The sequence below is a fragment of the Halomonas sp. 113 genome (assembly GCF_904067645.1).
GTDB classification, from domain to species: Bacteria; Pseudomonadota; Gammaproteobacteria; order Pseudomonadales; family Halomonadaceae; genus Vreelandella; species Vreelandella titanicae.
In genome coordinates, this window is sequence record NZ_LR881453.1 from 3,715,371 (window position 1) to 3,729,982 (window position 14,612).

General features: G+C 57.8%; 15 protein-coding genes. 5 read left to right on the forward strand and 10 right to left on the reverse strand.

Translation table 11 applies throughout. The features are described 5' to 3' along the window. Window positions 1-102: 102 nt before the first annotated feature. The 3 genes from rpoD to rpsU form a co-directional block, all read right to left on the reverse strand. Window positions 103-1,953 (reverse strand): RNA polymerase sigma factor RpoD, encoded by a 1,851-nt coding sequence (gene rpoD / locus YERSI8AC_RS17550; protein WP_027958016.1) that lies wholly within the window; start codon window positions 1,951-1,953, stop codon window positions 103-105. A gap of 226 nt (window positions 1,954-2,179) precedes the next feature. Beyond that, window positions 2,180-4,039: a DNA primase gene (gene dnaG / locus YERSI8AC_RS17555; RefSeq protein ID WP_159177237.1), complete on the reverse strand. Its 1,860-nt coding sequence runs from the start codon at window positions 4,037-4,039 to the stop codon at window positions 2,180-2,182. Window positions 4,040-4,281: 242 nt separating this feature from the next. Further along, on the reverse strand, window positions 4,282-4,497 hold the full coding sequence (gene rpsU, locus YERSI8AC_RS17560) for a 30S ribosomal protein S21 (RefSeq protein ID WP_008956349.1): 216 nt from the start codon (window positions 4,495-4,497) through the stop codon (window positions 4,282-4,284). 223 nt (window positions 4,498-4,720) lie between these two features. Here rpsU and tsaD point away from each other — a divergent pair, with 223 nt between their 5' ends. Beyond that, window positions 4,721-5,770, forward strand: coding sequence for a tRNA (adenosine(37)-N6)-threonylcarbamoyltransferase complex transferase subunit TsaD (gene tsaD / locus YERSI8AC_RS17565; RefSeq protein WP_041158826.1), 1,050 nt, complete (start codon window positions 4,721-4,723; stop codon window positions 5,768-5,770). Here the strand turns inward: tsaD and plsY are convergent. Next, window positions 5,767-6,339: a glycerol-3-phosphate 1-O-acyltransferase PlsY gene (plsY, locus tag YERSI8AC_RS17570; RefSeq protein ID WP_022522379.1), complete on the reverse strand. Its 573-nt coding sequence runs from the start codon at window positions 6,337-6,339 to the stop codon at window positions 5,767-5,769. The two genes, tsaD and plsY, sit on opposite strands and share 4 nt — an antisense overlap. A 90-nt stretch (window positions 6,340-6,429) precedes the next feature. Here plsY and folB point away from each other — a divergent pair, with 90 nt between their 5' ends. Further along, entirely contained in the window at window positions 6,430-6,810 is a 381-nt protein-coding gene (folB, locus tag YERSI8AC_RS17575; RefSeq protein ID WP_041158827.1) for a dihydroneopterin aldolase, read from the forward strand. Further along, complete coding sequence (gene folK, locus YERSI8AC_RS17580; RefSeq protein ID WP_041158828.1) at window positions 6,807-7,355, forward strand: 2-amino-4-hydroxy-6-hydroxymethyldihydropteridine diphosphokinase; 549 nt, start codon at window positions 6,807-6,809, stop codon at window positions 7,353-7,355. Before folB ends, folK begins: the two co-directional genes overlap by 4 nt. A gap of 1 nt (window position 7,356) precedes the next feature. On the opposite strand, the gene YERSI8AC_RS17585 is transcribed toward folK, so the two are convergent. After that, on the reverse strand, window positions 7,357-8,514 hold the full coding sequence (locus tag YERSI8AC_RS17585) for a polynucleotide adenylyltransferase (protein ID WP_052475663.1): 1,158 nt from the start codon (window positions 8,512-8,514) through the stop codon (window positions 7,357-7,359). Then, window positions 8,511-9,332: a symmetrical bis(5'-nucleosyl)-tetraphosphatase gene (locus YERSI8AC_RS17590; RefSeq protein ID WP_159177238.1), complete on the reverse strand. Its 822-nt coding sequence runs from the start codon at window positions 9,330-9,332 to the stop codon at window positions 8,511-8,513. Before YERSI8AC_RS17590 ends, YERSI8AC_RS17585 begins: the two co-directional genes overlap by 4 nt. A 219-nt stretch (window positions 9,333-9,551) precedes the next feature. Between YERSI8AC_RS17590 and YERSI8AC_RS17595 the strand changes: the two genes are divergently transcribed. Together YERSI8AC_RS17595 and YERSI8AC_RS17600 are read left to right on the forward strand one after the other, a co-directional pair. Further along, window positions 9,552-9,731, forward strand: a complete 180-nt coding sequence (locus tag YERSI8AC_RS17595; RefSeq protein ID WP_081742558.1) for a hypothetical protein — start codon at window positions 9,552-9,554, stop codon at window positions 9,729-9,731. Further along, window positions 9,731-11,179 carry an FAD-dependent oxidoreductase gene (locus YERSI8AC_RS17600; RefSeq protein WP_159177239.1) on the forward strand — a complete coding sequence of 483 codons (1,449 nt, stop codon included), beginning with the start codon at window positions 9,731-9,733 and terminating at the stop codon, window positions 11,177-11,179. The genes YERSI8AC_RS17595 and YERSI8AC_RS17600 overlap by 1 nt, the downstream gene beginning before the upstream one ends. On the opposite strand, the gene apaG is transcribed toward YERSI8AC_RS17600, so the two are convergent. From apaG to YERSI8AC_RS17620, 4 genes are all read right to left on the reverse strand, one after another. After that, complete coding sequence (gene apaG, locus YERSI8AC_RS17605; protein WP_022522372.1) at window positions 11,176-11,553, reverse strand: Co2+/Mg2+ efflux protein ApaG; 378 nt, start codon at window positions 11,551-11,553, stop codon at window positions 11,176-11,178. The genes YERSI8AC_RS17600 and apaG overlap by 4 nt on opposite strands. Beyond that, window positions 11,550-12,377: a 16S rRNA (adenine(1518)-N(6)/adenine(1519)-N(6))-dimethyltransferase RsmA gene (rsmA, locus tag YERSI8AC_RS17610; RefSeq protein ID WP_027958023.1), complete on the reverse strand. Its 828-nt coding sequence runs from the start codon at window positions 12,375-12,377 to the stop codon at window positions 11,550-11,552. Before rsmA ends, apaG begins: the two co-directional genes overlap by 4 nt. A 95-nt stretch (window positions 12,378-12,472) precedes the next feature. Next, window positions 12,473-13,537 (reverse strand): 4-hydroxythreonine-4-phosphate dehydrogenase PdxA, encoded by a 1,065-nt coding sequence (gene pdxA, locus YERSI8AC_RS17615; protein WP_159177240.1) that lies wholly within the window; start codon window positions 13,535-13,537, stop codon window positions 12,473-12,475. A gap of 11 nt (window positions 13,538-13,548) precedes the next feature. Continuing rightward, window positions 13,549-14,574: a peptidylprolyl isomerase gene (locus YERSI8AC_RS17620; RefSeq protein ID WP_027958025.1), complete on the reverse strand. Its 1,026-nt coding sequence runs from the start codon at window positions 14,572-14,574 to the stop codon at window positions 13,549-13,551. Between the last annotated feature and the right edge of the window lie 38 nt (window positions 14,575-14,612).

Here is a 14,612-nt window from a genome sequence, read left to right on the forward strand (position 1 = left end):
AAAGCCCGCCGTTCAGAGAACGGCGGGCTTTTTGGTCTTAGCGGCGACTGATTTCTATTCACCACTTACGACTTTCTATTTACCGCTCACCACTTACGACATTCACTCGTCAAGGAACGAGCGCAGCGGCTCGGAGCGGCTGGGGTGACGCAGCTTACGCAGCGCTTTGGCTTCAATCTGACGAATTCGCTCACGGGTTACGTCAAACTGCTTGCCCACCTCTTCCAGGGTATGGTCGGTGTTCATATCGATACCGAAACGCATGCGCAGTACCTTCGCTTCGCGGGCGGTCAAGCCGCCTAACACGTTGCGCGTTGCTTCGATAAGACCTTCACCGGTAGCCATGTCAATGGGCAGCAGCATGGTGCCGTCTTCGATAAAGTCACCCAGGTGTGAATCATCGTCGTCACCAATCGGCGTCTCCATGGAGATCGGCTCTTTGGCGATTTTGAGCACTTTGCGTACTTTATCTTCCGGCATTTCCAAACGCTCGCCGAGTTCTTCCGGCGTTGGCTCACGGCCCATTTCCTGCAACATCTGGCGCGATACGCGATTGAGCTTGTTGATCGTCTCAATCATATGCACCGGAATACGGATGGTGCGCGCCTGGTCGGCAATCGAGCGGGTAATTGCCTGACGAATCCACCAGGTGGCGTAAGTCGAGAACTTATAACCACGGCGGTATTCGAACTTATCGACCGCTTTCATCAAGCCGATGTTGCCTTCCTGGATGAGATCCAAGAACTGCAAACCACGGTTGGTGTACTTCTTGGCGATCGAAATCACCAAGCGCAGGTTAGCCTCAACCATCTCTTTCTTGGCACGGCGAGCTTTCGCCTCACCAATCGAGAGCTTGCGATTCACCTCTTTAAGGTCGGCAACCGAGAGCTGCACCATATCCTCTTCGAAGGCGATCTTGCGCTGAGCACGAGCAATATCGGCGCGCAACGGCTCAAGGCGGTCTGCGTACTTGCTCTGCGCTGCCTGGAATTCATCCAGCCATGTTTTGCTCGACTCATTACCAGGAAACGACTTGATAAACGTCTTACGCGGCACCTTGGCTTTTTTCACGCACAGCTGCATGACCGCTTTCTCTTGGGCACGCACCTGCTCAACACTGATACGCACTTGACCGACCAAGCGCTCGAAGTGCTTAGGCACCAGCTTGATAGGCGAGAAAAGCACCGCCAAGCGGGCTTGCTCGGCCTTTAACTCAGCACTGCCGCGGCCATGCTTGGCAAACGCCTCTTCCACCAAGGCGTTCTGCTCGCGAATCTGCTCGAAACGTGCACGCGCCTCTTCGGGATCTGGGCCGCCCTCGCTGGCCGTAGAATCCTCGTCCTCATCGTCGCCGTCGCTCTCAACGTCGTCGTCAATCTCGGCTTCAGGCTCCGGTTCGGGCACCTCTGCTTCGGCAACGCCGGGGATACCCTCATCGGGATCGATGAAACCAGAAAACAGATCCGAAAGACGCCCCGGCGCTTCTTCATCCTGGGTAGCGTCATAGGCGTCCAAAATAGACGCGACGGCACCCGGCAAATAGGCCAGAGACGACATCACTTCACGGGTACCCTCTTCGATCCGTTTGGCGATTTCGATTTCGCCTTCACGGGTCAAAAGCTCAACCGTGCCCATTTCACGCATATACATGCGTACGGGGTCAGTGGTGCGGCCTACATCGCTTTCCACGGCGGCAAGGGCCGCTACGGCCTCTTCCGCAGCGGACTCGTCCGTGGATTGATCCGACATCATCAAAGTGTCTTCATCTGGCGCTTCTTCAGCGACACTTATACCCATGTCGTTGATCATGCCAATGATGTCTTCCACTTGATCCGGGTCGGCGATATCCTCAGGTAGATGGTCGTTGACCTCGGCATAGGTCAGGTAACCCTGTTCCTTGCCTCGAGCGATCAACTCCTTCAGACGCGACTGCTGCTGCGCATTTCCAGCCATAGAAACCCTATCTCGACGAAGAAGAATGAAACACCTGGAGCGCTGAATCGATTAAACTCAACAAGCCGTACAGTATAGCGTAAAAAGCAAGAAATTTTCCAGCTCGACGTATTTGCGCGGTAATTCAGGTGTGTTAGTTTGTTCGGTTAGGCCAACGCTCGGTGGCTGACCCTATATCTGGTGCTGAAACGCTAGGAATTCAACCCCCATCGCCCAAGACACCGCCTCATTGGCGCTGAGCAAGCTCCATTACCAAGCTTGCCAAACGCTGGCGCTGCTCCTTATCCAACTTTTGCCCGGCGCGCTCCTGCGCCAGCAACGCCGTGTACTCCTCTTGAGGAGAACGCTGGCGCTGAACGTACTGCAAGTGTTCCACCAATCCCTTCAGCTCTGCTTCCCGATCTGCCTTGGGAATCAACAGCTCGCGCTTGGCGAAAGCCGCCAAGGCATGCCCCTGCTGGCTGCCTTGAAAATGCGCCAACACCACTTGTGGGCTGCGGTAGCGCCCTGCCTTGAGCAGTTCAATCAGCTCGCGGCATAGCGGCGCATCGCCATCTTCCGGCAACCACTCCAAATGATCAGGGAGCGTGACCACCAGATTGGGCTCATGCAATAACAGCTGCACGATACGCCCAACCGGGGAGAGCGCCTGAGAACGTGAGCGCGATGGCGCTGCCAAAACAGCGCCGTTCATGGCGGATGAGGCCGATTCGGACTCCAACTGCTCTGCCGGCTCCTGCGAAACATCACCTTGGGTGACGGATCGCTGCGACGCCTGGGAACGCTTTTCGAGCAGCACTTTCAACTGCTCTTGCGCCAGCCCACTACGCTTTGCCAATGACTCCAGCAGTAGCGATTTGAGCATGCCTTCAGGCACTTTGTTCAATGCTTCGAGCACCTGACTGGCAAACCGCTCGCGCCCTTCCACGGTATTCAAGTCGCGCCCTTGGGCCGCCTGTTCGAATAGAAACTCCGACAGAGGCATGGCACAGGTCACGCGATCCTGAAATGCCTGGGTGCCTTCACGGCGCACCAGGGTGTCCGGGTCATCACCTTCGGGCAGAAACAGAAAGCGCGCTTCACGGCCATCAATCATTTGCGGCAGTGCGGTTTCCAATGCCCGGCTAGCCGCCTGCCTCCCGGCACGATCACCGTCGAAACAGAACACTACGCGACTCACCAGTCGAAACAGGCGGGTCAAATGGTCTTCTGTGGTGGCGGTACCCAGCGTCGCCACAGCATTATGAATACCGTATTGCGCCAGTGCCACCACATCCATATAGCCTTCGACCATGACCAGTTGCTCAAGCTTGTTCGAGGCTTGGCGCGCCTCATACAAGCCGTAAAGCTCACGACCTTTATGGAATACGGGTGTTTCCGGAGAGTTGAGATATTTGGGCTGGTCATCGCCCATCACTCGACCACCAAAGGCAATCGTACGACCGCGCAAATCGCGAATGGGGAACATTACCCGATCACGAAAACGGTCGTAGGTACGCCCGGTATCCTCACGGTGAATCAGCAGGCCGTACTCCACCTGCACTGGCTCACCAATACCGCGCTCGCTGAGGTGCTGTTTTAGCGCCTCCCAACCCGCCGGGGCATAGCCAATGCCGTAGGTCTTGATCACCTCGTCCGAGAGCCCACGACCCGACAAATAGCGTTGGGCCGGCTGGCCCTCCTGCATCTTTAATCGCTCGCGATAAAAACTGGCGGCGAGTTCGAGCAGGTTAACACCCTCTTTGCGCTTCTTTTCACGCTGCTGGGCACGCGGGTCATCAGCGCCTTCACGCGGCACTTCAATACCCAGGCGACCGGCCAACTGCTCTACCGCCTCAGGAAACGGTAGTTTGTCGTACTCCATCAAGAAGCGTAGTGCATTACCATTAGCTCCGCAGCCAAAGCAGTGATAAAACTGCTTATCAGCACTGACGGTAAACGACGGGGTTTTCTCTTGATGGAAGGGACACAGCCCAGAGTAGTTACGACCAGCCTTTTTAAGCTGCACGCGCTCACCAACCACCTCGACCACGTCAACGCGGCCTAACAGATCATCAATGAAACGCTGTGGAATTTGGCCTGCCATGAACTACGGGCATCCTCGCGCAAAGCGCTAACTTTCGAGACTGTTTTTAAAAGCCCTGTTTTTTAAAACACTGCCTAAGGTCATCAGACCCATTGCCAGATCAGATCATCATAAACAGCGACGGCCTTTAGCAACGACAGCTTTGAAGAACAACAGTCAAAAACAAACGGCCACCTAGTGGCGGCCGCTTGGCATCCCTCTTGAGACGACCAGCTAACTGCTCCGGCCCCCTCGGGTACGGATCAATAGAGCCGTTCGAAACGCTTTTGCTCACGCTGAACTTTCTTAGCGTGGCGTTTTACGGCAGCTGCCGCTTTGCGTTTACGCTCAGCAGTCGGCTTCTCATAGTGCTCGCGGCGGCGTACTTCAGAAAGAACACCGGCTTTTTCGCAAGAACGCTTGAAGCGACGCAGGGCGACGTCAAACGGCTCGTTATCACGTACTTTTACAGAAGGCATTAAGCACTCACCTACCTTAAGGAGTCTTGAGTTCGGATAGTACGTACACTGCGATATTACATTTAGAACGCGGTGTACGACCCAGTTTTACAGCGCACAGTAGTTTAGTCGCCGTTGGCCATCTTTGCAAATGCTTACGCTGACCCAGGACGACAATGCTAGACTAGTGCTCTTGTGTTTTTCACCTTTACATCTTTTGAATAGCCTTTGAGAGGCCCTTTTTATGCGAGTTCTGGGCATTGAAACATCCTGCGACGAAACGGGTGTCGCGCTTTACGACACCTCGTCAACCGGCGGCAAGGGGCTACTTGCCGATGCGCTGTATAGCCAAATCGCCATGCATGCAGAATTTGGCGGCGTAGTGCCCGAACTCGCCTCTCGCGATCACACCCGCAAACTGCTGCCGCTGATCGAGCAAGTGCTCGGTGACGCCAAGCTAACGCGCCGCGACCTGGATGGCATCACTTACACCGCTGGCCCCGGCTTGGTCGGCGCATTAATGGTGGGTGCCAGTACCGCCCATGGCATGGCTCGGGCCTTGAACATCCCCGTGCTCGGCGTACACCATATGGAAGGCCATTTACTGGCACCGATGCTGGAAGACGAGCCACCCGAGTTCCCTTTCGTGGCGCTGCTGGTATCCGGCGGCCATACCCAGCTCGTCGAAGTTCAGGGGCTGGGTCGCTATCGACTGCTCGGCGAATCGGTGGATGACGCGGCTGGTGAAGCGTTTGATAAAGCCGCCAAGATGCTCGGCCTGGCCTATCCAGGCGGCCCTCAGGTAGCCAAGCTGGCGGAACAGGGTGACCCCAAGCGCTTTCGCTTCCCGCGCCCCATGACCGACCGGCCAGGGCTAGACTTCAGTTTTTCGGGCCTAAAAACCCACACCATGACGGCCATTCGCCAGCTGGAAACAGCCGACGAACTCGACGCCCAGGCCCGCTCCGACGTTGCCCGCGCCTTTGAAGAGGCCGTTGTCGATACGCTGGTGATTAAGTGCCGTCGAGCACTGGATCAAACCGGCTTGAAGCGCTTAGTGGTGGCGGGCGGGGTCAGCGCCAACCATCGCCTGCGTGAACGACTGCAGGCTGAGTGCGAAAAACGCCAGGCCCGCGCCTACTACCCGCGCGGGCGATTCTGTACCGACAATGGCGCCATGATTGCTTATGTCGGTGCTCAACGCCTGGCAGCGGGAGAGTGCGACACCCCTGGCATGATGCAGGCGACGCCCCGCTGGCCGCTGAATCAGCTGACACCGCCTGTCTCACGCTAAGAACCACGAAACGGCGGCTCTTCACCGCGTCGCAGTCGGCGAATATTAAGCCCGTGACGGGCCAGCACCAGCAGGCTGAATCCACCCACCACCATGACGTACTCCGGCGCCAGCCAGCCACAGGCCAGCGGCGCCACGAGAGCACTCACTAGCGACGCCAGCGCAGCTGTTTTTAATCGCCACGCTAGCAGCGCCCATATCGATGCACTCAGTAACGCCACCTGAGGCACTAATACCAACAACACACCGAAGGCACTGGCGACCGCTTTACCGCCACGAAAGCCATGCCACAGTGGAAAGCTGTGGCCTAGCAATACTGCCAATCCCACAAGCCCCTGCAGCCAGACCGGATAGCCCATCAGCTTGGCACCCAAAACAGCAGGCATGGCTTTTAAGGCGTCTAACAGCAGGGTGGCTGCCGCTAAGCGGGGGCCATATAGGCGCAGTACGTTGGAAAAGCCGGGATTAAATGAACCGTGTTGACGGGGGTCGCCCACACCCGCCAGGCGGCAAACGCTCAGCGCTGCCAGCCAACTGCCACTTAAATAACCCACCACTATCCATACCATGGCGCCATGCTCGCTTTGTGGCCCGATATACTGTCGTTTAGCCCCATCCTAACGTACAATCGCCCGCTTGTTACCGTAGGGGGAAGCTGGATGGATCGCATTTTGATTGAAGCGTTAAGCGTCGATACCGTGATTGGTGTCTACGACTGGGAGCGCTCGATTCAACAGTCGCTAAGCTTAGACTTGGTGTTGGCGACCGATATTCGCTCGGCGGCAGCCACCGACGATCTGCGCCTCACCCTGGATTACGCTGCTATCTGCCAGCGCATTCAGCAGTTTGCCGATGCCCATCAGTTCGCCCTGGTAGAGACTTTTGCCGAACGCCTCGCTGAGTGCCTGCGTACGGAATTCCCTATCACTTGGCTGCGCTTGACGGTACGTAAACCGGGCGCGGTTGCCAACGCCGTTAGCGTCGGCCTGGAAATCACCCGCGGCAACCTGCCGGAGGCAACCCAGGAGATCAGCGCATGAACCTGGTGACCGTCAGCTTAGGCAGCAATATTCACCCTACTCGGCATATTCGCTGCTGCCTGGATGCGCTTGCTGATACCTTCGGCCCCCTGCAGATCTCCCGTGTGTTTGAAAGCGAGCCGGTCGGTTTCGCCGACAGCCGCAATTTCTACAACCTGGTGGTGGCGTTTCACAGTGCTTGGACACCCGGCGAACTTCAGGCATGGGGGAAGCAACTGGAAATAGAGCATGGCCGCCTGCCTGGTCTTGCCAAATTTAGTCCCCGCGCGCTGGATATCGACTTGCTCACGGTGGGCAGCCTTTGCGGCACGGTTGACGAAATCGCCTTACCGCGTAGCGAAATTACCCATAATGCGTTTGTTTTGCAGCCGCTCGCCGAGTTGCTGCCCGAGCAGCGCCACCCCCGCTGCGGCACGTCCTATGCCGCGCTATGGAGCGCCTTCGAGCTAGGCAGCCAGCGCCTTTGGGCGGTGGATTTCAGCTGGCGCGGCCGCTGGATCTCCCAAGCGGATGAACAGCCCCTGCTGGCGGCGGCACGCCGGTAAATTACTTGGTTAGCGCCGCCTCCACGGCCTGCCCGCGGCGCGCTCGCAAGGCCTCGCCCAGCGCTGCGCCTTGATATCCCTCAGCTATCAGTGCCTGGGGGCTTACCTCCCGAGCAGCCTGCCAGGCGTTTTCGAGCGGGCCAACCTGCTCAGGCGCCAACACTTTGACTAACGCCAGCTGTCCCTCGACCTGCTCAGGCTTACGCCAACCATCCAAACGTTCCAGCCAACGTAGCACGCTGGGGCCCTCTAATGCGTCGGAAGGCAGCGCATGGTTTTTTAGCGAATGGTTTATTAAAGAATAGGTAAGCGCGGTATGGCGAGCCAATTGGGCAACGGCATTGGGCAGTTTGAGTCGTTCCGACAAGGCATCGCGCTGCTCAGCGCTTAGCGGCGATACCAACTGCGCATGGCGCCAATGAGCCAATGGGAACATATCGCTATCAGGTACCTCAGCCATCGCTGCCAAGCCCTTCACTAACGCTTCGCCCGCCAATTCTGGCCACCAGACGTTGAGCGCGTCGCAACGTTCAAGGGTGGTGAAATAGACCTCTGGGCTTGGCTCACCCAGCGCTTTTTCCGTTTCGACCCACACCCGCTCGGCGGCCAGGTGCTCAAGTTCGCCGCTGTGGCTCACCTTACGCATTAGTGCCTGGGTTTCAGGGGCAATGGTGAAGCCCAGTGACGCATAGCGGGCCAGAAAACGTGCGGTACGCAGCACTCGCAGCGGGTCTTCGCTAAACGCCGCGGAGATATGCCGCAACACGCGCCGTTCGATATCGCCTTGACCATTAAACGGATCGGTTAATTCGCCCTCAGTACTCTGGGCAATGGCATTAATGGTTAAATCACGCCGCAATAGATCCTCTTCCAGGCTGACATCGGGGCTGGCATGCACTTCAAACCCGCCATAGCCGTGGCCAGACTTGCGTTCGGTGCGGGCCAGGGCGTATTCCTCAGCGGTTTCGGGATGCAGAAAAACTGGAAAGTCGCGCCCCACGGGCTTAAATCCGCGCTTGCGCATGGCATCTGGCGTAGTGCCCACCACGACCCAGTCATTGTCATATACCGGCCAGCCGAGTAACTCATCGCGCACGGCGCCGCCTACCCGATACACGTTCAAGCCTGCTAAGCGGGGATCACTGTTTGTTTCTTTCACTGTCGTTTTTCCTGCTGAAGGCTAGCTACACTGGTTCGCTCGCCGCTGTCCAGATTGAGCGCGGTTAGACGTCCGCCCCACACGCAGCCCGTATCCAACGCCTCAACGGGTACCCGCGCCTGGGGGGTATTCCCCTCCAGCGCCGCCCAGTGGCCGAAGAGTAGGCGGGTGTCATCGTCACGCGGGTATTGAAACCAGGGCAGAAAGCCCTCTGGGGCACTGTCCAATCCCTCTTTGGCCGCAAAGTCCAAACGGCCCTGGGCATCAATAAAGCGCATCCGAGTCAGCACATTGACAGTCAGGCGCAGCCGATCCATGCCGTCTAAATCATCGTGCCAGCTATCCGGCTGGTTACCAAACAGTTGGGTTAAAAACTCACCGGATGCCTCACTGCCTAGCGCCATCTGCACTTCGCGCCCTAAAGATTCGGTCTGGGCTACGCTCCATTGGGGAAGCAGCCCCGCGTGGGTCATTAACGTACTGTTTTCAAACACGCTAAGCGGTTGGCTCTGCAGCCAATCCAGCAGCGCTTCGCGATCAGGCGCGCCAAGAATATCGCTCAAGGTATCGTTTTTTTTCAGCTTGCCGCCCCCGCGCGCTACGACCAGCAAATGAAAATCGTGGTTGCCCAATACGCTGCGTGCCGAGCTACCCAGTGCGCGCACTTCTCGCAGACACTCCAATGAACCAGGCCCACGATTAATCAAATCGCCCACCAGCCATAGCGTATCCCGCGCGGGGTTGAAGCTAAGCTTTTCAAGAAGGGCTACAAATTCGGCGTGACAGCCGTGCAGATCGCCGATCGCATAGGTGCTCATGCACGAGGCCTTTTTAATAAAATGAGTAGGCTAAATACTACCACTTCACCGACATCCTATGCCTGTCGCTGGTGGCTTATGTTGATGATTAGCACTGGTGAAAAGTACAAACCTGGATCACTATAAAAAGTACGCTTTGGCGCTCTTGAGCTTCTCGCTAGCTTAACCACTCAATCGAGTAGCCACCTCGCAACAACTGTTAAGGAAAACGGTACGCTTATGACAATGGATTACTCTCGACGCGGGCTATTGCGAGCGGCAACGCTGGCAGGTCTTGGCGCACTTATACTCCCCGGCACAACGCTTCTTCCAGCCGCACGAGCCACCACTCCCAAGCTTGACCCACCGCCCGCTGCGGTGACGGTTAATGGTTGGCTCCTGCGCAGCAGTGACCGCTGATGTATATCGCTTTTGAGGACATTAGCGAACACAGCCATGCAGTGGATGTCTGCATTATCGGCGCGGGTGCGGCGGGCATTTCCATGGCCGTTACCCTGGCGGAGCGGGGCCACCGCGTACTGCTCTGCGAAGGTGGCGATGCGGACTACAGCGAACGCTCCCAGGAGTGCTACCGGGGCGAAGTCGTCGGCGACCCTTATATTCCCCTTTATGGCGCTCGCCTGCGCTATTTGGGCGGGTCGACCAACCACTGGGGTGGCATCTGCCGACCACTCGATCGCTATGACTTTACCGCCAAAAGTGCTGCCAGTGAGACGGCCTGGCCTATTGGCCGGGATGCGTTATCGCCCTACTACCGCGCCGCGGCCAGCGTGCTCGACTTGGCGCCTACGCCTGCTGATCAGCCGATCACGGATTCTGGGCTCAAGCGCATCTATTTCTCACTGGGCCACCCGACGCGTCTGAAGGAGAAATATGCCACCACGCTAAGCGAATCGAACACGTTGGAGTGCTGCCTAACGGCCAACTTGGTGGCGCTGGAAAGCCAGAATGGCAAAGTCACCGGCGCTATCTTCAAAAACTACCAAGGCGATTACCGAAAGGTTCAGGCGCGCTACTTTGTGCTGGCCTGTGGCGGCATCGAAAACTCGCGCTTGCTGCTGTGGTGCAACCAACAGTTAAATGGCCAGCTTATACCTCAAGCCGACACCCTAGGGCATTACTGGATGGAGCACCCCCACGCCACGGTGGGTCAGGCGCTAATTTTTGAGCCAGCGGCACTGGGGCTGGACGAGGATTACAACGTGTTCCTCTCCCCCACCGCTCAATCCATCAGCTCACGCCAAATACTGAATTGTGGGCTGCGCTTGCACCGCATGAACGCTGAAGCCACCCAGGAACTGATTGACGAGCTCGCGGATCAGGCCCCCACGCTGGCGGGACGGTTGCGTATCTGGCAGGCCCAGGGACGGGTGATACACGGCGCGGTACTCAGAGCCGCCTGGGAGCAAGAGCCGCGCTTTGACAATCGCATAGAGTTAAGCGAAGAGCTGGATGATCTGGACGTACCCCGCAGCCGATTGGTGTGGCAGCAGTCCGAGCTGGATCGCCATACGATCCGCGAGAGCATGCTGCTATTAGGGGAGTATCTGCGCGACCACGAGGTGGGAAGGCTGCAAATGGCTGACTGGCTGGCCGATACGCCGGTACAACTGCCTACCGAGGGCGAGTTGGCTGGCCGTCACCATATGGGCGGCACGCGTATGAGTCTTAATGCCGAGGAAGGCATTGTTAACCCCGACTGCCGACTGTTTGCCCAGGATAACTTCTATGTGGCGGGTTCCAGCGTTTTTGCCAGCGCCGGGCACGCCAACCCGACGTTAACGCTAGTACAGCTGGCCCTGCGGCTTTGCGATCACCTGGAGAGCAGGCTAACCCAAACTGTCTAATGGAGCTGAAGCGGTACGGCTAACCTAAAAGGAGTAATGGCTACCTCAAAAACACGCTGAGTAGAGGTATCCAACAGCGTATAGGCACCCTCCATCACCCCCACCGGGGTTTGCAGAATGGCGCGACTGGTGTAACGAAAACTCTGGCCGGGGCCAATTAGCGGCTGTTGGCCGACGACGCCTTTGCCGCGGACTTCCTGGCAGTCGCCGCTGCCCTGGGTGATTTTCCAGTAGCGCGCCATCAGCTGAACGCTATGGGGGCTCTGATTGTGGACAGTCACGGTGTAGCTAAACACATAGCGCGACTCTCCATCGTTAGACTCATCAGCGCGATAGCTAGGGACGACGCTCACTTTGATTGCTAGGCCACTCACGTTTGGCTGCCCCGCTCACCGCTTGCCTGCTCATCGGCGGCGACACGGTTGGCAATCGCCACGTACTCCGCCACGGTCAACGTTTGCGGACGGCGGATGGGGTCAATGCCCAGATCTTCCAGGGTGTCGGCACTCACCCGCCCTTTGAAGTTATTGCGCAGCGTTTTGCGCCGCTGACCAAAGGCGAGCTTCACCAGCTCAAACAGCATCGCTGGGTCATCCGCCGTATGGGGCAGCGTTTCATGGGGGGTTAAGCGCACAATGGCGGAGTCGACTTTGGGTCGTGGCACAAAGGCTTCCGGCGGCACGATAAACAGCTGTTCGACCTGGCAGTAGTACTGAGCCATAACCGACAGACGCCCCCAATCAGCACCGCCGGGTTCTGCGGCTAAGCGTTCAACCACCTCTTTTTGCAGCATAAAATGCATATCTTGTATGGCACTTCCTGCAGCCAGCAGATGTATTATCAGTGGTGTGGAGATGTTGTAGGGTAGGTTGCCTACCACGCGTAGCGCGGGCCCATCGCCTTTCAGCGCAGCAAAATCGAACTTCAGTGCGTCGCCTTCATGAATCACAAAATCGGGATAGTTGAAAAACTGTACCCGCAAACCGGGAATCAGATCGCGGTCGAGTTCGATCACCTCCAAGTGCCCCGCGGCTTCCAGCAACGGCTCGGTCAGCGCCCCCTGGCCTGGGCCAATTTCGACGAGGCGATCCGTCGAGCGCGGGCCAACGGCGCGAACGATCCGCGAGATAATGCCAAGGTCGCGTAAAAAATTCTGACCAAAGCGTTTACGAGCGCGGTGTTGGGGCACAGTAGACATCAAACGGTGTTCCTTGGGGTGCGGATTCAATCGGGAGTATGTAGTAGCCAGCACTGTTGCAACTGGTCGTTTGCACGAATCGGTGCCAGAGCAGGTTATATCTCAGCAGACAACCGCCTTGCAGCTAGACGGCGCGCAAGGGCGATAGCGACGTTTAGGCTGCCGGGATCTGCCACGCCTTTGCCTGCCAGATCCAGCGCGGTGCCATGGTCGACCGAAGTGCGTACCAATGGCAAGCCCAGAGTAATGTTAGCGGCCTGACCAAAGCCTGCGTATTTTAACACCGCTAAACCCTGGTCGTGGTACATCGCCAGCACCGCATCGACACCAGCCAAATGCCTGGGGGTAAACAGTGTGTCGGCGGGCAAGGGGCCAAGTATATCCATTCCCTCAGCGCGCAGTGCATCAAGGGCGGGAATAATAACATCCAGCTCCTCGCGCCCCAGGTGACCATCTTCACCGGCGTGGGGATTCAAGCCACATACCGCAATACGTGGCTGGGCAATCCCAAACTGGCGCTGTAAATCAGCCGCAAGCAGTCGGCTAATACGGGTTACCCGCTCAAAGGTGATGGCGTCGGCAACATTGCGCAGCGGCAAATGGGTGGTCACCAGCGCCACACGCAGATCGCCGCCACCCTGCCAGCTTGGTGACGCAGCATGCAGCGCCGTATCGGTGGCGAGCATCATTACCACCTCATCGACGCCGCAGGCATCGCGCAACCACTCAGTGTGGCCGGTAAAGGCTGGGTGACCACCTTCGATGATGACGCCTTTATGAAGTGGCGCCGTAACCATAGCGGCCGCCTGACCTTTTTGGCAGGCATCCACCGCCAGCGCCAAGGTAGCCAGCACATAGTCAGCGTTGGCCGGATTGAGAACGCCCGGCGTGGCCGGTTGGTTCAGCGCAACCGGCCAGACCGGCAAACCATGGGGGCTACTTGGGTACTCGCCAGGCGAACACTCAATCACCGTGACACCTAGTCCCAGCGCTGCTGCACGCTGGCGCAGCATATCCGGGTCGCCAATCGCTACTGTACCCGCGGGGAGGATGCCCTGGGCCGCTAGCAACAGCATTAGCTCGGGGCCAATGCCCGCCGGCTCGCCGGTGGTCACTACTACCGGCAGCTCGCTATCGGAAGATAAAGTGCCCGCTACCATTCCCACTACCATTAGAGTCGAATATCAACAAAGGCCTGGGAGCGAATCTCTTGTTGCCATGTCTCTAACTCTTCGTTCGCGCGACGCTGGAAGATCGCCTGGCGCACCTGCTCACGCTGGCTCTCTTGGGTAACGTTTTGACGACGGCGCTCTTCGACCTCAATCACGTGGTAGCCAAACTGAGAGCGAACCGGCTGAGATATCTGGTTAACATCCAGGTCGCGCATCGCCTCTTCAAAGGCGGGTACGGTTTGCCCTGGGCGAACCCAGCCCAGCTCGCCGCCGTTGAGGGCAGTGCCACTGTCGTCGCTCATCTCACGCGCCACCGAAGCAAAATCCTCGCCTTGTGAAAGGCGCTGACGTACCTCTTCTGCTCGCGCGCGGGCCTGGTTTTCATCGCGATTAGGGGTCAGTGCAATCAGCACGTGGCGGGCACGGGTCTCTTCAATAAAGTTCTGCTCGCCGGACTGGCCGGGCTGCTGGTTTAGAAAGCGCTCAACGTCGCGATCGCTGACCGATACGCGGTTGCTAATTTGGCGCTGCTGCACCTGACGCATCAGCATTTCGCGGCGAATATCTTCGCGCACGCTGGCCAGCGTCATACCATCAGCTTCCACGGCATCGGCAAACTGGTCAAGCGTCATGCCATTGGATTCGGCAATCGAGCGCACTTGCCCATTGAGCTCGGTATCATCGACGCTCAAGTTGGCATCTTTCGCCATCTGCAGTTGAATCTCTTCCATTACCATGCGCTCAAGCACCTGACGCTCCAATTGGGAGCGCGGAGGGAGATTACCACCCTGGGCCTGCGCCTGCTGCTCGATTTGCGTCATGCGATCATCTAACTCGCTGCGCATAATCACATCGTTATTGACCACGGCCACGACGCTGTCCAGCACTTGGCGCTGGGTGGACTGGAAGTTCTGCGCCTGAAGGGCTAGCGGGGCCAATGCAAGGCCTGCGCCTACACACAAAGCGAGCAGGCTACCAGCCGATAGCTGTTTCATACGGCCTAGCAGGGGCTTTCTCATTTTCATAACAAACGTCTCTTTCATTAGCCATTCGATGGAAGTCA